Source organism: Lysobacter sp. CFH 32150 (assembly GCF_022758295.1).
Lineage (GTDB): Bacteria > Pseudomonadota > Gammaproteobacteria > Xanthomonadales > Xanthomonadaceae > CFH-32150.
This window is the reverse complement of the sequence record NZ_JALDWJ010000002.1, coordinates 542141-564777: the sequence shown is the minus strand read 5'-3', so window position 1 is coordinate 564777 and position 22637 is coordinate 542141. Positions and strand designations below refer to the sequence as shown.

Here is a 22637-nt window from a genome sequence, read left to right as displayed (position 1 = left end):
CAGACTCGGCGCTTTGTGGCCTTGCAGGGGAATGCCGTGAAGCGATATCTGTTGGCTGCATGCGTGGCGCTGGCTGGCGCCGTGCATGCCGAGGAGTCGGTCGACCTGGAGATGACCAGCCGCATCCGCCAGGAAGCGTTCAATCATTCGCAGGTGATGCCGCTGCTGACCCATCTCACCGACGAGATCGGCCCGCGCCTGACCAACTCGCCGGCGATGGCGAAAGCCAATGCGTGGACCCGCGCGAAGTTCGACGAATGGGGCCTTGCCCGCGTGCATGACGAGCCTGTGGCGGCGTTCGGTCGTGGCTGGGAGTTCCGTTCGGCCAGCGTGCAAATGCTCAGCCCGCGCGCGTTTCCGTTGCACGCGTTGCCGAAGGCGTGGACGCCGGGCACGGCTGGTCCGGTGGAAGGCGAGGTGGTCGCGGCGAAAATTGAAGCGAAGGAGGACTTCGAGAAGTTCAAGGGCAAGCTGAAAGGCAAAATCGTCTTCCTCAGCGAGGCGCGCGCCTACAAGCCGGGCGAGAAGTCCGACTTCACGCGCCACACCGAAGCCACGCTCGACGATCTGACTGGGTTCACGGTGCCGGCTGACGAAAAGCCGGGAACGCGCGCGGAAAACCGCGAACGCCGGCGCAAGCGCAATGAATTCGCGCCGCTGCTCAATCGTTTCCTGATGGAAGAAGGAGCGCTGGCGACGGTGAGCATCAGCGGCTGGGACAACGGTCTGGTGCTGGTGTCCGGTGGCGGCTCGCGCAAGGCCGGCGAACCGGTCGGTGTGCCCGCACTGGCGATGGCCGCCGAGCACTACAACCACGTGATGCGCGCGCTGGAGCGCAAGCAGTCGGTGCGCCTGCGAGTCAACGTCGATGCCGGCTTCACCGGCGATGCCGACGAGCCCGCATACAACACCATCGCCGAGATCCCCGGCACCGGCCCACACCGCAACGAAGTGGTGATGATCGGCGCGCACATGGATTCCTGGCATGGCGGCACGGGCGCAGCCGACAACGGCGCAGGCGTGGCGGTCATGATGGAGGCGATGCGTATCCTCAAGGCGGTGGGCGCCAGGCCCGATCGCACCATCCGCATCGCGTTGTGGACGGGCGAGGAACAGGGCTTGATCGGTTCCGCCGACTACGTGGCCAACCACTTCGGCAAGTATCCGGAGCCGGCGGATCCGAAGGACAAGGACATCCCGGTATCGCTGCGCGACAACAAGGGCAAGCTGATCCGCACGCGCGAGTACGACCAGCTTGCGGCGTACTTCAACCTCGACAACGGCGGCGGGAAAATCCGCGGCGTGTATGCGCAGGAGAACCTCGCCGCCACGCCGATCTTCGAGGCGTGGCTCAAGCCGTTCAACGATGTTGGCGCGAACACCGTGACCCAGCGCAATACCGGCAGCACCGACCATATCTCGTTCGACCGCATCGGTTTGCCCGGCTTCCAGTTCGTGCAGGACGACCTGGACTACTTCACCAACGTCCACCACAGCGACATGGACGTGCTCGACCACATCGTGCCGGAAGACCTGAAACAGGCCTCGGCGATCGTCGCGGCGTTCGCGTACAACGCGGCGATGCGGCCGGTGAAGCTGCCACGCAAGCCGCTGATCGAGGATTGATGCTAAGACGCCGCGCCGCTTTGTGCCTGCGCGGCGTCCCTTTCAGACGAACAGCGATACGCCTGGCACCAGCCACAACGACAGGCTGGCAAGCGCTACGCCGATGCCGGTCGCCGCGAGCACGTCGCTCGGATAGTGCAGGCCCAGCACCACGCGCGAAACGGCGACGCTGGCGGTGAATGGGATCAGCACCCACGCCAGCCCCGGGTAGTGCGCGAGTGCAACGAGCGTGAACGCGACGGCATGCAGCGTGTGGCCCGAGGGAAAGCTGAACTCGTCCAGCGGCGCCACCCAGGCGTGGATGCGCGCATCGGATGCAAATGGTCGCGGGCGCTTGGTCCAGCGTTTCAACAACTTGTACAGGGTCAGCGCGATCACGCCGGTGGCCGCCAGGTGGGCGGACGCGGCAAGCCCGTCGATGCCATCGAACACGATCAGCGCCGCCATCAGCGTGTACCAGGCGACACCATCACCGAGTCGACTGATCGCGGCGAAGAACACGCGGGCACCGCTGCGCGCGCAGATCCGGTTGGCACGCAGGCACCAGCTGGACTCTGCGTTGAGGCGCGCTTCCATCAATTTGTCACGCTGCGGCAACAGATGCATCCTGCCTCCTCGCTTCCGCCAGATTGCGCAACAACGCGTCGAAATCGGCTGCGACCTGCTCCGGTCGTAAACCGGAGACCGCTTCGCGCGCAGCCATGCGCATGGCACCGCGCAGGACGTCGTCGCCGCCGATGCGCGTCACCGCTGCGATGAAGCCGGCGTCGTCGCCATCCGCGATCGCCGCGCCGTGGATGTCATGGCGCAGGTACTCGCGCGCGGCGCCGTAGTCGAACGCCACCGTCGGCACGCCGCTGGCCATCGCCTCGAGGGTGACGTTGCCGAAGGTCTCGCTATGGCTGGAAAACACGAACATGTCGCCGCTGGCGAAATGCCGTGCCAATGTCTCGCCGCGCTGGATGCCGCAGAAGATGAAGTCCGGGTTGTCGCGCGCGAGCTGTTCTCGCGACGGGCCATCGCCGACCCAGACGAAGCGTGCGTTCGGCTTGTGCTTCTGCAGTTCGCGGAACGCACGCACGGACAGGTCGAGGTTCTTCTCCGGCGCGATGCGGCCGACGTAGATCGCGGCGACGTCGTGTTCGGACAGGCCCCAGCTCTCGCGAAGCTCGTGGTCGCGCTTGCGGGGATCGAACAGGGTCGCATCGACCGCACGCGGCAGCCGCACCGGGTTGGCGAAGCCTTGCGACTGCAGGAATTCGAGCAATTCCCGCGTCGGCACCAGCGTGGCCTGGCCGCTGTTGTGGAAGCGACGCATCCAGCGCAACGCCGTCTGCTGCAGGAAGGCAGCACCGTAGTTGCGCATGTACTCGTCGAAGCGGGTGTGGAATCCGGTTGCGGCAGGGATGCCGAGCTTGCGCGCCGCACGCAAGGCCGACCACCCGAGCGGGCCTTCGGTGGCGACATAGATCGCATCCGGCGGCGTTTCGCTCCAGCGTCGCATCAGCCTGCGGGTAGCGGGAAATCCGAACTTCAACCCCGGGTAACGCGGTAGGCCGGCACCGCGCACCAGCATGGTGTCGCCTGTCGCAGCGAGGTCGCTGTCCTGCCGGGGCCGGATGACGGAGACCTCATGGCCGCGTGTACGCAGGCCCTGTTCCAGCCCCTGCACGGTCAACGCAACGCCGTTGACCTCGGGCGGATAGGTTTCGGTGACGATGGCGTAGCGCATATGCGGCTTCCCGTTTTGGGAAGGTTGCAAGCAGCGCATGAATTGCTCATGTCAGCCAGGTGACGAAGGGATGACGACGGGAACGGAAGTGCCCGTGTTCGCTTTTGGTAGCAGATCGTGCCAACGGCACGTTGCGGCGCATTTGCGGCAGTAGCATCCGGCTGCAGCCGTTGTATGGGGCTATGGAAGGAAGGCTGCACCCGGCGTCCGTCGTCACGGTGCGCGTGCGTGGCAGGCGGGCATTGTAAGTCTCGACCTGGAGGGAACAGTCCATGCACCGTTCAAGCAGGATGCTAACCGCCTTGTTTTTGAGTCTCGCCGCAATCCCGGCCTTTGCCGACGATGCGCCCTTGTCGCAACCCGCACCGGAACCTGCAGCCTGGCTGCAAGCAGCGTTCTCCAACCCCGCAACCACGCCCGCAGCCATTCCAGCGAAGTGCACGAAGCCCAAACTCCTGACCGATGCGCAGGGGCGGGTGAAAGTCGGTACCGAAGTTGCCCTGACCGCACAAAACACCGAGTACGCTGCCGCGAAGGCTGGCATGAACCTGGCTTGGCGACAGGAGATCAGTCACCCCGGAGCGAGTTACATCGCACCGCACTTCAAGCGCTTCAACTTGCCGGCGGGTGCCGCTGTCGTCGTGCGTTCCCCCGACAGTTCGCGCATGCGGACCTACACGAGGCAGGGCAAGCAACGGTTCCCCGATCGAGAAGGTTTCTGGGGGATGCACATCCCCGGCGACAAAGCTGTAGTCGAGATATGGTCACGCAATCCGGTCGGTAAGGGCGCGGTGCAACTCGACGGCTATGCCCGTGGCTACAGCGCCGCCGAGATGGGTGGCCAGCCCAACCTGGGCCAGCCCGAATCGCTTTGCGGTCCGGATGATTCGCAGAATGCGCAGTGCTACACCGGCGACATCTACACCAAGGGCAAGGCGGTCGCGCGCCTGCTGATCGGCGGCACCAGTGCTTGCACCGGCTGGCTGGTCGGCAGTGAAGGGCATCTGATCACCAACAACCACTGCATCAGCACCAGCAGCAGCGCCGGCAATACCGACTACGAGTTCTTGGCCGAAGGCAGCTGCGCCGCCAACTGCAAGAGTTGGGGAGCATGTCCAGGCACTGTGGCTGCGGATGCCGGAACGCTGGTGCAAACCGATTCGGCGCTGGACTACACGCTGATCAAACTGCCGACCAATGTCAGCACGACCTATGGTTACCTGCAGATGCGCACTTCCGCGCCGGTCGTCAACGAGCGCATCTATATTCCGGGTCATCCGGCCGCGTGGGGTAAACAGATCGCAGTGGTATCCACCAACCCGGCGGATCCATCCGGTTTTTGCGAGGTCAACAGCCTCAACGAGAGCCCCTGCTTCGGCGGTCCCGGCGACATCGGCTATACGTGCGACACCCAGGGTGGTTCGTCGGGTTCGCCGGTCCTTGCCAATGCCGACCACGCGGTGGTTTCGCTCCACCATTGCGGTGGTTGCAACAACACCGGTGTTCCGGTTACGGCAGTGATCAGCGACCTCGGTAGCAATTTGCCGGCCAACGCCACGACAGGGGGCGGTGGCAACACGCCGCCCGCTGCGAACTTCACCTTCAGCACCTCGGGCCTGACGGCGACCTTCGCCGATAGTTCCACCGACAGCGACGGCACCATCGCCTCGCGCAGCTGGAACTTCGGCGACGGCGGCACATCCACCGCCGCCAATCCATCGCACACCTATGCGTCCTCGGGCACCTATAACGTGACCCTGACGGTCACCGACAACCTGGGTGCAACCGGCAGTGTCACCAAGCCGGTGACGGTCAGCGGTACTTGCGGCATTCCCGGCACGAGTTGCACTGCGAACAGCCAGTGCTGCTCCAACAGTTGCAAAGGCAAGCCGGGTCGCAAGACCTGTCGTTGAAACTTTGATCCAGTGAACGAGCCGGGCGGGAAACCGCCCGGTTTTTTTGTGCCAATCGGGGCTTGACAGCGCCACCCGTATGTACTGTACTAGTAGTCACAGTACAGATAGTACGGAGCACCGATGGCCCGCACCCAAGCCCTGATGATCCAGATCGCCACCGGCGATCCACGCCCGATCAGCAAGCAGATCGTTGACGCAGTGCGCATGAAGATCGCCACGGGCGACCTCGAGCCCGGCGATCAATTGCCCAGCGTGCGCGGCCTGGCCCAGCAGCTGACGATCAATCCCAATACCGTCGCCAAGGCCTATGCCGAGCTCGCGACCGAAGGCTGGCTGGAATCGCGCCAGGGCCTGGGCCTCTATGTGGCAACGCCACGCCAGCGCCTCAGCGATGCCGAGCGCGAGCGCCGCCTCGACGACGCCATCCAGCGCTTCCTCAACGACGTGATCGCGCTCGATTACCCGCCTGACGAGGTGCAGGCGCGCCTCGACTACGAGTTTCGTGCGCTGGCACCCAAGAAAACCGCCTGACTTTTCCTAGTCCGAACCACTTTCGAGACCACCATGGCCGACTCCACCGAGACATCCTCTTCCGAATATGTCATCGAAACCGTCGCGTTGAGCAAGCGCTACGGCCGCAAGCTCGCACTCGACCACCTCGACCTGCGCATTCCGCGCGGACGCATCCACGCGATCGTCGGCGCCAATGGCGCCGGCAAGTCGACGCTGTTCCGCATCCTGCTCGGCTTCCTGCCGCAGACGGCGGGCGAGGCGCGCATTCTCGGCCGCGACAGCCAGCGCCTCACGCCCGACGATCGGTGCCGCATTGGCTTCGTCAACGAAGAACACACCTTGCCCGGCTGGATGCGCGTGTCCGAAGTGGCATCGATGCAGCATCGCCACTACCCGCGCTGGAACCAGCGGGCGTACGACGAAGTCATCGGCCACTACCACGTGCTGCCGGAACAGAAGGTCGGCCAGCTCTCGCGCGGTGAACGCGCCGGTTTCAACCTCGCGCTGGCGCTGGCGCAGACGCCGGAGTTGCTGGTGCTGGATGAGCCCACGCTGGGCCTGGATGTCGTCGCCAAGCGGGCATTCCTCGAATCGCTGCTGTACAGCAACGCCGCCGAGCAGTGCACGGTGATCTATTGCTCGCACCAGATGGAGGAGATCGAGCGCGTCGCCGACAACCTGATCATCCTCGAGCGCGGCAGGTTGATGAACCAGTCCGCGCCGGAGGACTTCTGCGCGCGCGTGACGCACTGGGTCGCGGACATTCCGTTCAAGGGGCCTGAGCCCGCATCGGTGCCGGGACTGCTGCAGCTGCAGCGGCTCGATGGCCTGCACCACTACCTGGTGCTCGACCAGGACGAAGACTTCGCCGAGTTCCTGCGCGCCAGCGGCGCGCGCTCGGTGCAGAGCATGCCGGTGAGCCTGGATCGCGCAGTCAACGGGTTCCTTGCCAAAAACCACGCGGCGCCGCTGCCGTTATCGAAGACGGCGGTCTGAGCGACGCAACAACGAATCAAGGAGAGCACCATGTGGGATCTGTTCAAGGCCGAAGTCATCCGCTTCCGCGGCTGGGCCATCGCATACGCAGCCGTGCACCTGATGGTGCTGGGTTTCCTGACGCGGGTGGTCGACCTCGCCCAACAGCCGTTGATGATGGTCTACATGGTCATCGGCGGCGTCTATGCCCTCACAGGACTGCTGCTGGGGCTGTACCAGATGGGTGGATATCGCCGCCCCAATGCGTGGCTGAACCTGCTGCACCGGCCTCTGCCGCACTGGCAGGTGGCGACGGCGCTGTTCGGCGCGGGCACGTTGTTGCTCGCGGTCGCGGTCCTGCTGCCGCTGCTCGTCATTGCAGGGTGGCAGGAAACGATGACCGCGCGCGTGCTCGATCTGCGCCACCTGCTGCTGGTGACGTCCGCATGGCTGGTGTCGGTGTGCGGATACCTGGCCGGCGGCAGCACGATGCTCGGCAACAAGCGTTACAGCGTCAGCGCGCTCGTGCCGCTGCTGCTGCTGTTCTTCAGCAATGCCACCGGCATCGGCGCGATCGCGATGCAGTTGCTCGTGATCGCCTGGCTGGCCGCGATGATCGTGTTCGGCTTCAAGCCCGACCTCGCCGCCACGCCGCGCAATCCGATCGGTGTCGTCGTGAATGCCGTGCCGCTGCAGGTGGGCCTGTGGTTCGCTTTCCTGATGGTTGGTTTCGGTCTCGAAATGGTGTGGATCATGCAGGGCTCGCATCCCAACAACCTCGCCATGCCTGTCCCCGGCAGCGCGAAGGAAGCAGACAACGCCGAAGGCAAGGACGTGATGGTCGCGGGTCTGAAGACGAGCACCGCGGCGGAAGCGCCGCTGTGGCGCGAGCAGGCCGCCATCTCGGACGTGTTCACCATCGGTCCGAACGTCTCGCAACTACCGGCGCACAACGAGCTGACCAACATCGCACCAATGGAATTCGACGACGAAACCCGCCGCGTGCGCTGGGTGTTCAGCCACGACAGCATGCGCTTCGAGGGCTACAACCTGGCTTCTTCGCGGGCTGCCGGTCGATTGGGTGTCGAGGGCGATGGCGCGTTCCAGGAGCCGCCGCTGCCCGGTCCGCAGGGTGCGCTGATCACCAGGAGCTCGGTATACCAGTACGACAGCGACGCGAAGCTGGTGCTGCCACGCGCGCACGTGCCCAGGGGCGAAACCATCGTGGGATTGGAAATCATCGGCGAACGTGTCGCACTGCTCAGCGATCGCGCGCTTTACATCTACGACGGACGCGAGCTGCAGCAGGGCGACGGCGTGCTCACCCCACGCTGGCGCGTGCCGGTGCCGGGCATCACCGGCACCCTGCAACGCATCGATCTGATGGAGTTGCTCGACGGTTATCTGGTGTCGTTCGCCTACACGCGGTGGCGGCACAACGGCGACGGTCCTTCGTACCAGCAGATCCTGCGGGTCGATGGTCCGGGGCAGGTGACGTCCGTCGCGCGACGCGAACTCACGACGGGATATGGCGTGCTGTTCCGCTACCAGAACTGGTATCCGTCGCCGGCTGTGTTCGCGTTGCAGCGTTACGTGGTGAATCTGTTTTCCAGCTATACGCCCGGCAACCAAGTGGATCGCCAGCCCATTCCGCGCAGCGCAATGGCGATCGCAGGCGCGCTGATGCTGGTGTCGTGGCTGGGCGCGATCTGGTACGTGCGGCGGACGACGCTGTCGCTGCCCGCACGCATCGCCTGGGTCGTGGCCTGCGGCGTGATCAGCATTCCCGCGCTGCTGAGCCTGTGGCTGTTGTATCCGGAGCGCGAGCGCCTGGACGAACTGCCGCTCGCGCACGCCGCGACCGCATGACGCGCTGACCCATCACATCGGCCCGTTGCCGATCCGACGGCGGGCGGGCAAGGAGAAGAACATGTTGACGTTCCCGAAGCGGTTCGGGGCGCGGCTGACCGTCGCCCTCGCACTATCGATATTGGCTTTCCCGAAACCGGCACTGGCCAACGACGATGTCGCTGAATTGCGGGCTGCCGTCGCCGCGGAACGCGAGCGGCCTCGCGCCCCAAGGATCGATCGCGCCGCCTTCCTTGCGCGTCCGGTCATGCGCGATGTCGTGCTCTCGCCCGATGGTCGCAACGTGGCCTACCTGCGTGAGCAGGGGAAGAATCGCAGCGTGTGGCTGTTACCGACTGCCGACGGCGCGCCGAAGCGCGTGCTCGCGAACACCGAAGCGGATCAACTGTCCTGGTCGCGCGATGGTCGCTGGGTGCTCCTGGAAACGCCGCGCCAAGTATTCGCACTGGCCGTTGCGGGACAGGGCGGTTCCGGGGTCGTCGCCATGCTCGGTGGACGCATGCGGCGGGAGTTCGCCGCGGTCGATCCCTCGTCGCCCGCAGCGATCGTGATCCTCGAGCGCCCTCCGATCGTCTCCCGCGAAGCGAAGCGCTGGCGCCTGTACCGCGTCGACATGCGCGGCAGGCAAACGTTGCTGCGCGAGGATGCGAAGGAGATCGTCGACTTCGCTTTCGATTCGCGCAGACGCCTAGCCTTCCTGCTTCGCGCCGAGGGCGAGGGCCATGTGGTGCATCGCGTCGATGCCGCCGGTCGCCTGCATGCAGCCATGCGCTGCGAGCGCATGGAGCGTTGCATGCTGCTCGCGACTTCGAACAACGGCGACGATGTGCTGCTGCGTACGAACGCGGGCGGGAATTTCGAACGGATCCAGCGCCTGGACGCCAGCGGGACGCTGCACCCCTTGCACGTCGATCCCCGCAACGAAGCCGATTTGAACGAAGTCGTGCTGGATCCGGTCACCCAACAACCGTTGATCGCCAACTACCGCAGCACTATCGCGGCGAGCTACGGCCTGACTTCGGAAGCGAAATCCCACGTCGACGCGATCAACCAGCACTTCCCGCAACGCAACCTGCGGATCGAAGTCGGCAGCGGACCCGCTGCGCGCTGGCTGGTGCACGAGCGTTCTGGATCGCTGCGTGGCGAACGCCTGCATCTCTACGATCCGCGAAGCGGCAGGTTCCGTGGGATCCTCGATGACGCGACATTCGCGATCGACGGCAAGCCCGTGCCGCGACCACCGGAACCGGCGATGGCCCGCAAGATCGCCTTCGCGTACCGCGCCTCGGACGGCATGCGCCTGCATGGCTTCCTGATGGTGCCGCCCGGCATCGATCCTGCGAAGGCGCCGCTGGTCGCCAGTGTGCATGGCGGCCCGTTCAACCTGTTCCGCCCGGATTTCAGCAATGACGGGCAATTCCTCGCCAATCGCGGCTATGTCGTGTTCCAGCCCAATTTCCGCGGTTCCACCGGGCACGGCCGCGATTATCTCTTTGCCGCAAAGGGCGATTTCGGCAACGGTCGCGTGCAGCAGGACATCGTCGAGGGCGTGCGCTATCTGCTGGCGCAAGGCATCGGCGATGCGGAACGCGTCGGCATCACCGGCGCATCGTTCGGCGGCTATTCGGCGTTGCTTGGCGTGACCTTCCAGCCGGAACTATTCAAGGTCGGCATCGCGGGAGTACCACCGGCGGATTTCGGCTGGACGCTGCGCGAGTACCTTGGCGCCGGACAGGAGATGGTGCCCGGCGTTCCGATGGCCACCAGCATGCGGCATCTGTCACTCGATCCTGCGGACCAGGCGATAGCAAAGCGATTGACCGAACAGTCGCCGATCGCCAACGCAAGCAAGCTGCGTCGCCCGCTGCTGATGCTGGCAGGTGGCGAAGACGAACGCGTGCCGATCCGTGGCGTGACCCACTACGCCGCCAAGCTCAAGTCGCTGGGCAAGGATGTCAGCCTGTTCGTCGACGCGGATGCCGGCCACAGCGTCGACGACACACTGACGCGCGAGGCCTACTACTTCCTGATGGAGACCTTGCTGCATCGCCATCTCGGCGGTGCAGCGCCGGAGGCGGCGGACAGCGAGCTGCGTACCCACGTGCGTCGCAACCTGCGCCTGGCCGGACGCGATTTGCAGCCATTGCTGCAGCGTTGACCATCGATCAGCGATAGACCATCGCGACCAGGTCGGCGGTCAACGCCGGCCTGTCCTTGCCTTCCACTTCCATCACGTTGCCGGTGACGAGCAACAGGCGGTCGCTGCCCTTGGCAGCCACCGACTTCAGCGTCACCCGCGCGCGCACGCGTTCGCCGGCGAGTACCGGCGACTGAAACTTGACTTGATCCACGCCGCAGTTCATCGCCCGCGAGGCGCCTTTCGGGATCGTGCCCAGCTTCATCTGCAGCGAGACCAGCATCGACAGCGTCAGGAAACCGTGCGCGATGGGTGCGCCGAACGGGCTTTCGCGCTTGCAGCGTTCCGCATCGACGTGAATCCACTGGTTGTCGCCAGTACTTTCGGCGAACTGGTTGATCATGTTCTGGTCGACGACGACCCAGTCGGAGACGCCCAGTTCCTTGCCGACGAAATCGCCGAGCGTGTCGAGATTGTAGTTCGGGATCAAGGGATTTCTCCTTTCGGAATGTGATCCTGCACATCGGCGTACTTCGCCCGCAGCCGCTTCTTGTCCAGCTTGCCGACACTGGTCTTGTCGATGGCGTCGACCAGCAGCACCCGCACCGGCACGGCATAGCGCGAGATCATGCCCTGCTCGCTGAAGTGGGCCAGGTGCGCCTTGAAGTCGTCCTCGCTGGCGGTTTGCCCGGCCTTGAGGACGACCAGTGCCAGCGGTCGTTCGCCCCAGCGCTCGTCCTTGACCGCGAACACCGCGGTTTCCGCCACCGCCGGGTGTTGCGAGAGCAGGTCCTCGATCTGCACCGACGATACCCATTCGCCGCCGCTCTTGATCACATCCTTGATGCGATCGGTGACCTTCAGGTAGCCCTGCTCGAAGTAGCCGATGTCCTGCGTGTGCAGGTAGCCGCCTGCCCATAGCTGCTCGGACGCGGCGGGATTGCCGAGGTAACCCTGCGTCAGCCAAGGCGCGCGCACGACTACTTCGCCCGCGGTCTCACCATCGAGCGGAACGTCGCGCATGTGTTCATCGACCGTGCGCAAATCCACCAGCGGCACCGGCGCACCGGCCTTGCAGCGGAAATGCAGGTCGTCCTCGGGCGAGGCCACATCGAGCTTGGGGTCGAGTTGTGCGAGCGTCAGCAGCGGGCCGGTTTCGGACATGCCATAGCCGCCGAACAGATCGATGCCGCGATCGCGTGCTTCGCTTGCCAAACCGTGCGACAGCGCCGAGCCACCGATGATGACCTTCCAGCCGTGCAGGTCGACTTCCTGCGCTTTCGGCGTCGACAGCAGCATCTGCAGGATGGTTGGCACGCAGTGCGAGAACGTCACGCCCTCGCGGTGGATCAACTCCAGCAAACCATCGGGCTGGTAGCGGCCGGGATACACCTGCTTCACGCCCAGTTGCAGCGCGACGTAAGGGATGCCCCAGGCGTGTACGTGGAACATCGGCGTGATCGGCATGTAGACATCACCGCGATGAAAACGCTGGCTGGACGCCGGCGCTGCCAGTGCGGCCATGGTCACGATGGTGTGCAACACCAGTTGCCGATGGCTGAAGAACACACCCTTGGGATCTCCAGTGGTGCCCGTGGTGTAGAACGTGGTGGCGCGTGTGTTTTCGTCGAAATCGGGAAAGTCGTAGTCGGCCGATGCCTGCGCGAGCAATGCCTCGTACTCGCCGGCGAAACCCAGCTGCGCCGGCGCGGTTTGGCCCTCGTCGCTCATGAAGACGAGCTTTTCGACGGTCGTCAGGCGAGGCGCGATCTCGGCCAGCACGGGTAGGAAATCGGCGTGCACCAGCAGCACTTTCGCGCCGGCGTGGTTGAGCGTGTAGAGGATCTGTTCGGGCGACAGCCGCACGTTCACCGTCTGCAGTACCGATCCCATCATCGGCACGGCGTAGAACGCTTCGAGGTAGCGGTTGCTGTCCCAGTCCATCACTGCCACGGTGTCGCCAAAGGCGGTGCCGAGCGCTGTCAGCGCGTTCGCCAGGCGGCCAACGCGTTCGTGCAGGTCCCGATAGCGGTAACGCTTGAGTTCGCGGTAGACGATTTCCTGATCCGGCCAGCGCGCCAAGGGTGCGTGCCAAAGTTGCTTGATCAGGAGCGGGTAGGGATAAGCCGTAGAGGCTGCCTGGGCTGTCGAGGTCGTCATGGCACGGACTCTCAGGATGTCCGCCCGATTCTATGCGCCCGGATCGTTCCGGGTGTCCCCGTCAGTCCGCTTCGATCTCCAGCGCGATTCCCAACCCGGCGATGTCTTCCGGCTCACCGGTAAGGTCCTCGCGCAACAGCGGACGCGTATCCAGCCAGCGTTTGGGCAAGGTCAGTGCGAGCTTGTTTCCGGCCGCGGTGAGTTTGAGCGCCGGAATCGCGTCGGCTTCATGCGAGCGATGCATCAGCACGGCCAGGCGCAACAACGCGACGCTGCGCCGCGCGGCGGCAAGCAAGCGGTCGGGGATGTTCTCGAACGCCGATTTCGGGATGTTGCGGCGATGCGTGCGGACCAGTGCGGCGAGGAAACGCTGGTTCTGCTGCGAGAAGCCGGCGATGTCGGAATTCTCCAGCACGTAGGCACCGTGCACGTGGTACTGGCTGTGGGCGATGGCGAGGCCGAGTTCATGCAGGCGCGCGGCCCAGCCGAGCATCTGACGGTTGTCTGCGTCCAGCGCCCAGGCATCTGCCACCTGGTCGAACAACTGCAGCGCAGTGTCCTCGACGCGCTTGGCCTGGGCAGAATCGATGCCGTAACGCTGCATGAGCGCGGCGACGGAAGCATCGCGCGTGTCGTCGGCACCGCCGCGGCCGAGCATGTCGTACAACGCGCCTTCACGCAGCGCGGCCTTGCTCACCGCCATACGCTGCATGCCGAGTGCATTGAAGGCGGCCTCGAGCACGAGGATGCCGCCCGCGATGATCGGCTTGCGGTCCGCGGACAGGCTGGGCAGGTCGATGTCCTCGATGCGTTCGGCCTGCAGCAGGCGGTCGCGCACGATCGGCAGTGCTTCCGCAGTGACGGCGCCCTTGGTGAGCTTCATCGCCGCGCAGATGTCGCCGATGGCCTTGTTGGTGCCGGACGAGCCGAGGACTTCGTGCCAGCCGAGGGCGCGATACACACCGGCGAACTGCTGGAACTCGGCGGTGACTTCGGTCAACGCCTCCTTCCAGCGCTTCTTCGACAGCTTGCCGTTGCCGAAGAAGCGGCGGGTGCTGGCGACGCAGCCGGCCTGCAGGCTTTCGCGTTCGATCGCCTCGAAACCGCTGCCGATGATGCATTCGGTGGAACCGCCGCCGATGTCGATCACCAGGCGCAGTTGCCCGGAATTGGGCGGCTGTGCATGCGCGACGCCGAGATAGACCAGACGCGCTTCCTCACGGCCAGATACCACTTCGATCGCATGCCCGAGCGCGGTTTCTGCGGGTAGCAGGAACGTCTGCGGCGCAGACAGCTGACGCACCGTATTGGTGGCGATCGCACGCACGCGTTGTGGCGGGACGTCGCGGATGCGCTGGCCAAAACGTTCCAGGCACTCCAGTGCACGCTGGCGCACTGGAGCGGTCAGTCCGCCTTTGCCATCGAGGCCTTCGGCCAGGCGCACCGTTTCGCGCAGGCGATCGACGATGCGCAACTGGCCGAGCACGTAACGCGCCACGACCATGTGGAAACTGTTGGACCCCAGGTCGACCGCAGCGAGCAGTTCGCCATCCTGTAGCGGCAGGGCGGAAGCGCGGGCACGGGCGAGGACTTCATTCATGGGCAGGCATGTCAGGTGCAGGGCACTCAGGTACAGAGCTTGGCAAGCAACGTGCCCTGAGCGGAATGGGGCATCGTGTCATCGCTCGGTGCGAGCTTGCGGTAATGGCCGTCGGCTTCCAGTTCCCAGGCGTTGAGGTTGTCCGCGAGGTAGTTCGCCAGTGCCTCGTCGTACACGCGGGCGGCCAGCGTCGGATCGACGATCGGGAATGCGGTTTCAACGCGGCGCAGCAGGTTGCGTTCCAGCCAGTCGGCGCTCGAGCAATACAGGTCGGGTTCGCCGTCGTTGGCGAACCAGTAGACGCGGTGGTGTTCGAGGAAGCGGCCGACGATGGATCGCACGCGGATATTGTCCGAGACGCCGGGCACGCCGGGACGCAACGTGCAGGCGCCACGCACGATCAGGTCGATCTGCACGCCCGCCTGCGAGGCCTGGTACAGCGCGCGGATCACCTGCGGCTCGTTCAAGGCATTCATCTTGGCAACGATGCGCGCCGGCTTGCCGGCCTTCGCGAGCTTGGCTTCGCGATCGATGCGCTTGAGCACGCCGGCGTGCAGCGTGAACGGCGATTGCAACAGGCGCTTGAGCTTGATCGCCGGGGCCAGGCCGGAGATCTGCTGGAAGATCTGATGCACGTCGCTGCCGAGATCCGGATCGGCGGTGAGCAAGCCGAAGTCGGTGTACACCCGCGCCGTACCGGAATGGTAGTTGCCGGTGCCGAGGTGCACGTAACGGCGCAGCTTGCGGCCTTCCCGACGCACGATCAGCAGCATCTTGGCGTGGGTCTTGTAGCCGACGACGCCGTACACCACCTGCACGCCGGCATCCTGCAGGCGATCGGCGAGGCCGAGGTTGGCTTCCTCGTCGAAACGCGCGCGCAACTCGACGACGACGGTGACGTCCTTGCCGTTCCGCGCGGCTTGCACCAGCTGTTCGACGATGGGCGAATCCTTGCCGGCGCGGTACAGCGTCTGCTTGATCGCCAGCACGTTCTGGTCTTCGGCGGCCTGCTTGATCAGGTCGAGTACTGGCGCGAACGAATCGAACGGGTGGTGCATCAGCACGTCGCCCTCGGCGACGCGCTCGAACATGGTTTCGCTGTCGCGCAGCACGCGGGGCTGGAACGGTGGGAACTTTAGTTCCGGACGCTGCACCAGGTCGTAGACCTGGATCACGCGATTGAGGTTGACCGGGCCGTTGATGCGGTAGACCGCGTTTTCCGGCAGGTCGAAATTCTCCAGCAGCGTGCGCACGATCGCCTTCGGGCATTGCTCGGCGATCTCCAGCCGCATCGCGCGCAGGTAGCCGCGGCCGATCAGTTCGTCGCGCAGCGCCAACGCCAGGTTCTCGACTTCTTCCTCGTCGACCATCAACTCGGAATTGCGGGTAACGCGGAACTGGTACGCACCCTGGACTTCCATGCCGGGGAACAATTCATCGACGAACACCGACAGCACCGACGACAGGAACACGAAATCATGCGGCCCGCCCGAGACTTCCTCCGGTAACTGGATGATGCGCGGCAGCGAGCGCGGCGCACGGACGATGGCGAGGTGTCCGGCGCGGCCGAATGCGTCCTTGCCTTTCAGGACGACGACGATGTTGAGCGACTTGTTGAGGATCTTGGGGAATGGGTGCGCGGGATCGAGCCCGAGCGGCGACAGCACCGGCATGATCTCGTCGCGGAAGTAGGCGCGCAACCATTTGGTCTGCTTCGCATTCCATGAATCGCGGCCGAGCACGCGCACTCCGGCGTCGAACATCGACGGTCGCAGCACGTCGTTCCAGCATTTGTACTGCGCGTCGACCAGTTGTGCCGCGCGGTCGTGGATGCGCTTGAGCACCGTTGCCGGCGCCATGCCATCGGGCGAGGGCGGTACGCCGAAGTCCTGCGCATGCCTGACGGTAGCGGCGCGGATCTCGAAGAATTCGTCCAGGTTGGTGCAGGAAATGCAGAGATAGCGCAGGCGCTCGAGCAGAGGCACCTGCGGGTCCATCGCCTGTGCCAGTACGCGGAAGTTGAAATCCAGTTGCGATAGTTCGCGATTGAAATAAAGCGTCGGATCGCGCAGTGGATCGAGTTCGGTGGAGACGTCAAGCACGGCGTTCATCGGGAGGCCTGCAAGGGAAGGGCGTCATCGTCGCGCGGGTGCACGCGTTCGGCGCCAAAGTGACAAGAGAAGGTACTGCCGCGGCCGACTTCGCTGACGATGCCGAGGCGTGCCTGGTGCAGGTTCAGCACATGTTTGACGATCGACAGGCCGAGGCCAGTCCCACCGCTTTCGCGTGAGCGACTGGTGGAGACGCGATAGAAACGTTCGGTGATGCGCGGCAGGTGCGCGGCTGGGATGCCGTAACCGCTGTCGCGCACCGACAACACCGCACCGCCATCGCCTTCGCGTGCAAAACGTATCGTGATGGTGCCACCAGCCGGGGTGTAGCGCACCGCGTTACTGACCAGGTTGGAGAATGCGCTGTGCAGTTCCTTGGTCGATCCCCAGAGATCGAGATCGGTCGTATCTTCGAGCACGACATGGTGACGCTGCTGGCTCAATGCCTCGGCTTCGCGCTTGAGTGTGGACAGCATGGGCGCCATCGCCACCGATTCGTCAGGCAATCGATCCTGCGCTTCCAGCCGCGACAGCGTCAGCAGGTCTTCCACCAACTGCGTCATGCGCTGCGACTGCCGCTGCATCTCCGCCAGCATCGGCGCCCATTCGGGGTTGTCGGCCGGGTCGAGCATGTCGAGATAGCCGTGCACCACGGTGAGCGGCGTGCGCAGTTCATGCGAGACGTTGGCGACGAAATCGCGGCGCACCTGTTCCAGCCGCATCAGTTTGCTGACATCGCGCGCGACCAGCAGCCACAGCTCATCCGAGTACGGGATCAGGCGCAGGTTCAGGCGCAGATCCGGATCGACGGGGGAGGCCGCATCCATCAACGGTTCGGCATTGCGCCCGGCGGTCAGCCAGTGCGAGATCGACAGCGGCTGCAGGCGTTGGCCCAGCGCCGCGCCGATGTCGCGCGGATAGTGCAGGCCCAGCAGGGTGTGTGCGGCTTCGTTGAACCAGATCACGCGCTGGCTGTTGCGCTCGACCACCACGATCGCATCCGGCAACGCGGTCGCCGCGGCGCGATAGGCGCGCAACATGTCGAGCAGGCGGCGTTTGCGCGCCCGCATGTCGGCCTGGCTGCGGTAGAGCAGGCGGTCGAGTTCGTTCCACACCCCGTTGCCCTGCGGCGGCGCCAGGCGCTGGCGCGCGGTCAGGCGCAGCAGCACACCGCGCAGCTTCCAGTAATGCCAGGCGACTACGCCCAGCGCGCTTGCCGTCACCACCGGCCAGGCGTAGCCGATCGCCAGCCCGAACGCGGCTGCGACAGCCAGCACCAGGGCGAGCTGGCCGAGTGTCTTGAACCAAGCGGAGCGGGCGCGGGGAGGCATGGCGTCAAGTCTAGGTGGTCGGCATGCCGTTGGGATAAACGGGCTGGCGTTGGCGGGGCGTGTCTGCTTGGTGCTTCCGATCCACGAACCTATCAACTACCAACAATTTCTTACATTCATACCGCCGCGGAAAACCGATACCCCGCGCCGCGCACGGTCTGCACCATTTCGTCGAGCTGGTGCGGCTCCAGGGTCTTGCGCAGGCGGCGGATATGCACGTCGACCGTACGCTCTTCGACGTACACGCTGCCGCCCCAGACGTGGTCGAGCAGCTGCGAACGGGTGTAGACGCGCTCGGGGTGGGTCATGAAGAAATGCAGCAGGCGGTATTCGGTCGGTCCGATATGGACCGGCGTGTCGCCGGCGAAGACCCGGTGCGCGGCGCCGTCGATGCGCAGCGTACCGACCTGCACGCTGCCGTCCTCGTCGTCCTCGCGCGAACGGCGCATGACGGCCCGGATGCGGGCCAGCAGTTCACGCGCCGAAAAAGGCTTGACTACGTAGTCGTCGACACCCGCCTCGAGCCCGCCGACGCGATCGTTCTCCTCGCCGCGCGCGGTGAGCATGATGATCGGGATCTCCCGGGTCATCGCGTCCTTGCGCCAGCGACGGGCCAGTTCGAGGCCGCTGGTGCCGGGCAGCATCCAGTCGAGCAGGATCAGGTCGGGGACGCGGTCGGCGATCGCGCTCTGCGCCTCGCGGGCATCGCCGGCGTGTACCGGCTCGTATTCGCCCTTGCGCAGCGCGAAAGCGACCATGTCGCGGATCGCGGGCTCGTCATCGACGATCAGAATGCGCTTTTGCACTTGGCTTCCGTGTCCTTGCGGCGGATGCCGGCATTAGACGACGGTTTTGTGACCGGTATGTGACGGGTGCGCCCTGCGTATGGAATCCCTACAACTATCGGTCATCGAGCACTTCATCCTTGATGCCCTGGCGGCGCAGTTCGAGCACGGTCGGAGTGATCGCGGCGATGCGGGCGTCGATCCGGGCCCGCGCGTAGTAGTCAAGATCGCTGCGTTTTTTCAGATTTTCCAGCTGGACCAGCGCGCGTTCGGGACGGCCATTGAGATACTCGGCCTCGGCATAGGCTTCGCCGGCACGAACTGGATCGCCGGCGATTTCGCTCGCCCGGGCATAGGTTTCCTGGAAGACCGGGTCGTCGCCGGCCGAAGCCGCCAACGGCCGCAGTACCGCCTGGGCCCGCTTGCCGGCCGCGGCGCCGCCGCGTTCGCCCAGCACCTTGGCGTAAGTCAGTGCCACCGGAGCGCTCCGCGGCATCCGCGCCAGCAGCGCTTCGAAGCGACGATCGGCGGCTTCGGCTTTGCCGGAGCGCGCTTCAGCTTGGGCCAAGGCCAGGCTCAACCAGAGATCACCGGGGTGGCGTTCGAGCAATGGGGCCAGCTCGGCCGCCGCTGCGCCGGCCTGGTTGGCCTGCAGTCGGGCGAGGGCGAGGCCGTATTGTTGGGCGTCGTCCAACGGGCCCTTGCTGCGCATGCGTTCGTATTCGCGGATCGCCACCGCCGGGGTGTCGGCGCTGAGCACGCGCAGGCGTTCGCGTGCCCAGCCGAACTGACCACTGCCGGCGCTGGCGAGGGCCGCACCCGGCAGGCGCAGGCGGCTGGGAATCAAGGGGTTGTCGCTGGCGCCGGCGCTGGCAAAGCTGCTGCGGCCGGCCAGTTGCGTCGCCCGTTCCTTGGCTTCGCCGATGCGGGTGGTGGTGATCGGGTGGGTCTGCAGGTAATCGGGCGTGCGCTCGCGTTCGCCACCCCGGTTGACACGAACGACCGCCTGCAAGGTGGTGAAGAATTCCGCCATCGCCTTCGGGTCATAGCCACTGCGGGCGAGGGCCTGGATACCGACGCGGTCGGCCTCGGCTTCATTGGCGCGGGTGTAGTCGATCTGCCGCTGCACCAGCAGCCCCTGCGCGCCGGCCACCGCCGCCATCGTCGCGTCGCCGCTGGAATTGCCGCCAGCTTTCTGCGCGACCACGATCGCGCCGAGCATCGCCAGCAGGATCGGGATGCTGTCGCGCTCTGCGCGCTCGACCGCGCGCAGCACGTGGTCCTGGGTGACATGGGCGATTTCGTGCGAGAGCACGCTGGCGACCTGGTCCTCGCGATCGGCCGCCAGCACCAGCCCGGCATTGGTGCCGATGTAGCCACCGAGCGTGGCGAAGGCGTTGATCTGGCGATCCTTCAGCATGAAGAAGGTGAAGTCCTGGCGCGGTTTGTCGCTGCTGGCGGCGAGCCGGTGGCCGATCCCTTGCAGCCAGTCCTCCAGCAGCGGGTCGTCGAGGACGTAGCCGTAATTGCGCAACTGGCTCAACGTCATCGCGCCGTATTCGGCCTGCTGCGCCGGGCCGAGCACTTCGCCTGCGGACGAACCGATGTCGGGCAGCCGAGTGTTCTGCGCGGGTGCGTTGAGCACGGCAAGAAAGAGGGCCAGGGCGGCGGTTAGCAGGGCGGGACGGCGCACGCAGTTCTCCAGCAGTCAGGCGGCGAGCATGCCGGGCGACGCGCATCGGCGCGTGAACCGGCAGTTAAGGAGCTTCTTCAATAGCCATTTCAAGCCGCAGTGTTGCGCAAGCGGACTGGAAAAGCGGCCCCACGCGACCCATGATTTGACCAGCAGGCTTTCGACCAGCCTACCGCCGACAAGTTTCCGGAGACCGCCTTGAGCGACGCCAGCCCCCTCGTCACCATTTACAGCACCGCGATCTGCCCCTACTGCGTCGCCGCCAAGAACTTCCTGAAAAGCAAGGGGCTGGGCTGGACTGAGGTCCGTATCGACACCGACCCGGCGGCCCGAGACACCATGCTCGCCCGCACCAGGCGCACCAGCGTGCCGCAGATCTTCATCGGCGAAACCCACGTCGGCGGCTATGACGACATGATGGCGCTGCACCGCGCCGGCAAGCTGGAACCACTGCTGGCCGGGAGCGCCGCATGAGTGCCGGCAAGGAAGGCGGCAACGGCAATCGAGGGGACAGCCGGGTCCAGCAGTTCACCGAATTCCGCCAGCGCATGAACGAACGGATCCTGGGCGAACCGAATCAGGTCGTGCGCCGCTTCTTCGCGCTCGACACCCAGGCCTACCAGGCTGGCGCGCTGGACGTGAAGACCAAGGAGCTGCTGGGTCTGGTCGCATCGCTGGTACTGCGCTGCGACGACTGCATCAGCTACCACGTTGCGCAATGCAAGGAAGCCGGCGTCAATCGCGACGAGATGTTCGAGACGTTCTCGATTGGCTTGATTGTCGGTGGTTCGATCGTGATTCCGCATTTGCGGCGTGCAGTGGATTTCCTCGACCAGCTCGAAGCGGGCCTCGGCGATGTGCCAACCGCACATGATCACGGCTGAAAGCGCGCAAATCGAAGGTTTCCGCTGCAACCGACTCCCGCTTCCGGCATAATTCGCGCCCTTAATTCACGGCGCCGCGCGCCCAGCGCCGCGCCCATCAGCTGGAAGCTCCCCCAATGACGCAGACCATTACGGTCATCCGCGGCGACGGCATCGGCCCGGAAATCATGGATGCCACCCTGCACGTGCTCGACGCGATGCAGCTGGGCCTGAAATACGAATACGCCGACGCCGGCCTGGTCGCGCTGGAAAGGCACGGCGAGCTGCTGCCCGCCGCGACGATGGACTCGATCCGCCACAACCGCATCGCGCTGAAGAGCCCGCTGACCACGCCGGTGGGCGAGGGCTTCTCCTCGATCAACGTCGAACTGCGCAAGCGTTTCGACCTGTACGCCAACGTGCGCCCGGCCAAGTCGTTCCCGAATACCAAGTCGCGTTTCCCGTCGGGTGTCGACCTGATCACGGTGCGCGAGAACACCGAGGGCGCCTACATCGGTGAAGGCCAGTCGCTGTCGGAAGACGGCGAAACCGCCATGCTGACGCAGAAGATCACCCGTCGCGGCTCCGAGCGCATCGTCCGTTACGCCTTCGAGCTGGCACGGCGTACCGGCCGCAAGAAAGTCACGGTGGTGCACAAGGCCAACATCCTCAAGTCGACCTCGGGCCTGTTCCTCAAGACCGCGCGCGCGGTCGCGGCGGAATACCCCGACATCCAGTGCAACGAGATGATCGTCGACAACTGCTGCATGCAGCTGGTGATGAAGCCCGAGCAGTTCGACATCATCGTGACTACCAATCTGTTCGGCGACATCATTTCCGACCTGTGCGCCGGTCTCGTTGGTGGTCTGGGCCTCGCCCCGGGCGCGAATATCGGCACCGACGCGGCGATTTTCGAAGCCGTGCACGGCTCGGCCCCGGACATCGCCGGCAAGGGCGTCGCCAATCCCTGCGCGCTGCTGCTGGGTGCGGCGCAGATGCTCGATCACCTCGGCTTGCCGGAGAAGGCGACCAAGCTGCGCGTGGCGATCATCGCCACGCTCGAAGCCAAGGATTCGCTGACCCCGGACCTGGGCGGCGAGGGCAACACGATGGGCTTCGCGAAGGCGATCGCCAGCCGCGTCTGAACGCTGTGCGTTTGACACATAGCAGCGCGCTCTAGACAATAACCGGCCTTTCGTCACGTTGGCGCGTTACGAAAGACCCGAACGAACCGATCGCATCGGGGTATAGCGCAGTCTGGTAGCGCGCCTGCTTTGGGAGCAGGATGTCGGGGGTTCGAATCCCTCTACCCCGACCACCCTCGGT

Annotated in this window: 18 protein-coding genes and 1 tRNA gene; 10 read left to right on the top strand and 9 right to left on the bottom strand. The window is 65.2% G+C overall.

All coding sequences use genetic code 11. The features are described from left to right. Positions 1-36: 36 nt before the first annotated feature. Positions 37-1626, top strand: coding sequence for a M20/M25/M40 family metallo-hydrolase (locus MO486_RS06125; protein WP_242905308.1), 1590 nt, complete (start codon positions 37-39; stop codon positions 1624-1626). A gap of 42 nt (positions 1627-1668) precedes the next feature. Here MO486_RS06125 and MO486_RS06120 read toward each other — a convergent pair whose 3' ends face one another. After that, positions 1669-2202, bottom strand: a complete 534-nt coding sequence (locus tag MO486_RS06120; RefSeq protein WP_242905360.1) for a phosphatase PAP2 family protein — start codon at positions 2200-2202, stop codon at positions 1669-1671. A 7-nt stretch (positions 2203-2209) separates the two neighbouring features. Beyond that, complete coding sequence (locus MO486_RS06115) at positions 2210-3358, bottom strand: glycosyltransferase family 1 protein (RefSeq protein WP_242905307.1); 1149 nt, start codon at positions 3356-3358, stop codon at positions 2210-2212. A 308-nt stretch (positions 3359-3666) separates the two neighbouring features. Between MO486_RS06115 and MO486_RS06110 the strand changes: the two genes are divergently transcribed. From MO486_RS06110 to MO486_RS06090, 5 genes are all read left to right on the top strand, one after another. Next, positions 3667-5271 carry a PKD domain-containing protein gene (locus tag MO486_RS06110; protein WP_242905306.1) on the top strand — a complete coding sequence of 535 codons (1605 nt, stop codon included), beginning with the start codon at positions 3667-3669 and terminating at the stop codon, positions 5269-5271. A gap of 123 nt (positions 5272-5394) precedes the next feature. Further along, positions 5395-5805 carry a GntR family transcriptional regulator gene (locus MO486_RS06105; RefSeq protein WP_242905302.1) on the top strand — a complete coding sequence of 137 codons (411 nt, stop codon included), beginning with the start codon at positions 5395-5397 and terminating at the stop codon, positions 5803-5805. Between the two features lie 33 nt (positions 5806-5838). Further along, the gene (locus MO486_RS06100; protein ID WP_242905300.1) at positions 5839-6783 is read left to right on the top strand and encodes an ATP-binding cassette domain-containing protein; all 945 of its coding nucleotides are present in this window, start codon (positions 5839-5841) and stop codon (positions 6781-6783) included. A 30-nt stretch (positions 6784-6813) separates the two neighbouring features. Further along, on the top strand, positions 6814-8631 hold the full coding sequence (locus tag MO486_RS06095; protein WP_242905299.1) for a hypothetical protein: 1818 nt from the start codon (positions 6814-6816) through the stop codon (positions 8629-8631). A 61-nt stretch (positions 8632-8692) separates the two neighbouring features. Continuing rightward, a complete protein-coding gene (locus MO486_RS06090; protein ID WP_242905298.1) occupies positions 8693-10789 on the top strand; it encodes a prolyl oligopeptidase family serine peptidase in 2097 nt (698 codons plus the stop codon). A 7-nt stretch (positions 10790-10796) separates the two neighbouring features. Here MO486_RS06090 and MO486_RS06085 read toward each other — a convergent pair whose 3' ends face one another. From MO486_RS06085 to MO486_RS06055, 7 genes are all read right to left on the bottom strand, one after another. After that, positions 10797-11258 carry a MaoC family dehydratase gene (locus MO486_RS06085; RefSeq protein WP_242905297.1) on the bottom strand — a complete coding sequence of 154 codons (462 nt, stop codon included), beginning with the start codon at positions 11256-11258 and terminating at the stop codon, positions 10797-10799. Further along, positions 11255-12928 carry a fatty acid--CoA ligase gene (locus MO486_RS06080; RefSeq protein WP_242905296.1) on the bottom strand — a complete coding sequence of 558 codons (1674 nt, stop codon included), beginning with the start codon at positions 12926-12928 and terminating at the stop codon, positions 11255-11257. Before MO486_RS06080 ends, MO486_RS06085 begins: the two co-directional genes overlap by 4 nt. Before the next feature lie 61 nt (positions 12929-12989). After that, positions 12990-14528 carry an exopolyphosphatase gene (gene ppx, locus MO486_RS06075; RefSeq protein ID WP_242905295.1) on the bottom strand — a complete coding sequence of 513 codons (1539 nt, stop codon included), beginning with the start codon at positions 14526-14528 and terminating at the stop codon, positions 12990-12992. 26 nt (positions 14529-14554) lie between these two features. Continuing rightward, a complete protein-coding gene (gene ppk1 / locus MO486_RS06070) occupies positions 14555-16639 on the bottom strand; it encodes a polyphosphate kinase 1 (protein ID WP_242905294.1) in 2085 nt (694 codons plus the stop codon). Continuing rightward, the gene (gene phoR, locus MO486_RS06065; RefSeq protein ID WP_242905293.1) at positions 16636-17970 is read right to left on the bottom strand and encodes a phosphate regulon sensor histidine kinase PhoR; all 1335 of its coding nucleotides are present in this window, start codon (positions 17968-17970) and stop codon (positions 16636-16638) included. The genes ppk1 and phoR overlap by 4 nt, the downstream gene beginning before the upstream one ends. Positions 17971-18086: 116 nt before the next feature. Next, entirely contained in the window at positions 18087-18776 is a 690-nt protein-coding gene (gene phoB, locus MO486_RS06060) for a phosphate regulon transcriptional regulator PhoB (protein ID WP_242905292.1), read from the bottom strand. Positions 18777-18870: 94 nt separating this feature from the next. Continuing rightward, positions 18871-20448 carry a M48 family metalloprotease gene (locus MO486_RS06055; protein ID WP_242905290.1) on the bottom strand — a complete coding sequence of 526 codons (1578 nt, stop codon included), beginning with the start codon at positions 20446-20448 and terminating at the stop codon, positions 18871-18873. A 198-nt stretch (positions 20449-20646) separates the two neighbouring features. Between MO486_RS06055 and grxC the strand changes: the two genes are divergently transcribed. The 4 genes from grxC to MO486_RS06035 all read left to right on the top strand — a co-directional run bounded on the left by grxC (position 20647) and on the right by MO486_RS06035 (position 22629). Further along, the gene (grxC, locus tag MO486_RS06050) at positions 20647-20922 is read left to right on the top strand and encodes a glutaredoxin 3 (RefSeq protein ID WP_242905289.1); all 276 of its coding nucleotides are present in this window, start codon (positions 20647-20649) and stop codon (positions 20920-20922) included. After that, positions 20919-21332 (top strand): carboxymuconolactone decarboxylase family protein, encoded by a 414-nt coding sequence (locus tag MO486_RS06045; protein WP_242905288.1) that lies wholly within the window; start codon positions 20919-20921, stop codon positions 21330-21332. The genes grxC and MO486_RS06045 overlap by 4 nt, the downstream gene beginning before the upstream one ends. 116 nt (positions 21333-21448) lie before the next feature. Next, positions 21449-22456, top strand: coding sequence for an isocitrate dehydrogenase (locus tag MO486_RS06040; protein WP_242905287.1), 1008 nt, complete (start codon positions 21449-21451; stop codon positions 22454-22456). A gap of 96 nt (positions 22457-22552) precedes the next feature. Beyond that, positions 22553-22629: transfer RNA gene (locus MO486_RS06035), tRNA-Pro, on the top strand. Positions 22630-22637: the final 8 nt, after the last annotated feature.

Excerpts from the sequence above, each read along its gene's own strand:
- MO486_RS06120 (WP_242905360.1), bottom strand. The coding sequence starts at position 2,202 with ATGGAAGCGCGCCTCAACGCAGAGTCCAGCTGGTGCCTGCGTGCCAAC.
- MO486_RS06115 (WP_242905307.1), bottom strand. The coding sequence starts at position 3,358 with ATGCGCTACGCCATCGTCACCGAAACCTATCCGCCCGAGGTCAACGGC.
- MO486_RS06105 (WP_242905302.1), top strand. The coding sequence starts at position 5,395 with ATGGCCCGCACCCAAGCCCTGATGATCCAGATCGCCACCGGCGATCCA.
- MO486_RS06100 (WP_242905300.1), top strand. The coding sequence starts at position 5,839 with ATGGCCGACTCCACCGAGACATCCTCTTCCGAATATGTCATCGAAACC.
- MO486_RS06095 (WP_242905299.1), top strand. The coding sequence starts at position 6,814 with ATGTGGGATCTGTTCAAGGCCGAAGTCATCCGCTTCCGCGGCTGGGCC.
- MO486_RS06090 (WP_242905298.1), top strand. The coding sequence starts at position 8,693 with ATGTTGACGTTCCCGAAGCGGTTCGGGGCGCGGCTGACCGTCGCCCTC.
- MO486_RS06080 (WP_242905296.1), bottom strand. The coding sequence starts at position 12,928 with ATGACGACCTCGACAGCCCAGGCAGCCTCTACGGCTTATCCCTACCCG.
- ppx (WP_242905295.1), bottom strand. The coding sequence starts at position 14,528 with ATGAATGAAGTCCTCGCCCGTGCCCGCGCTTCCGCCCTGCCGCTACAG.
- ppk1 (WP_242905294.1), bottom strand. The coding sequence starts at position 16,639 with ATGAACGCCGTGCTTGACGTCTCCACCGAACTCGATCCACTGCGCGAT.
- phoR (WP_242905293.1), bottom strand. The coding sequence starts at position 17,970 with ATGCCTCCCCGCGCCCGCTCCGCTTGGTTCAAGACACTCGGCCAGCTC.
- MO486_RS06045 (WP_242905288.1), top strand. The coding sequence starts at position 20,919 with ATGAGTGCCGGCAAGGAAGGCGGCAACGGCAATCGAGGGGACAGCCGG.
- MO486_RS06040 (WP_242905287.1), top strand. The coding sequence starts at position 21,449 with ATGACGCAGACCATTACGGTCATCCGCGGCGACGGCATCGGCCCGGAA.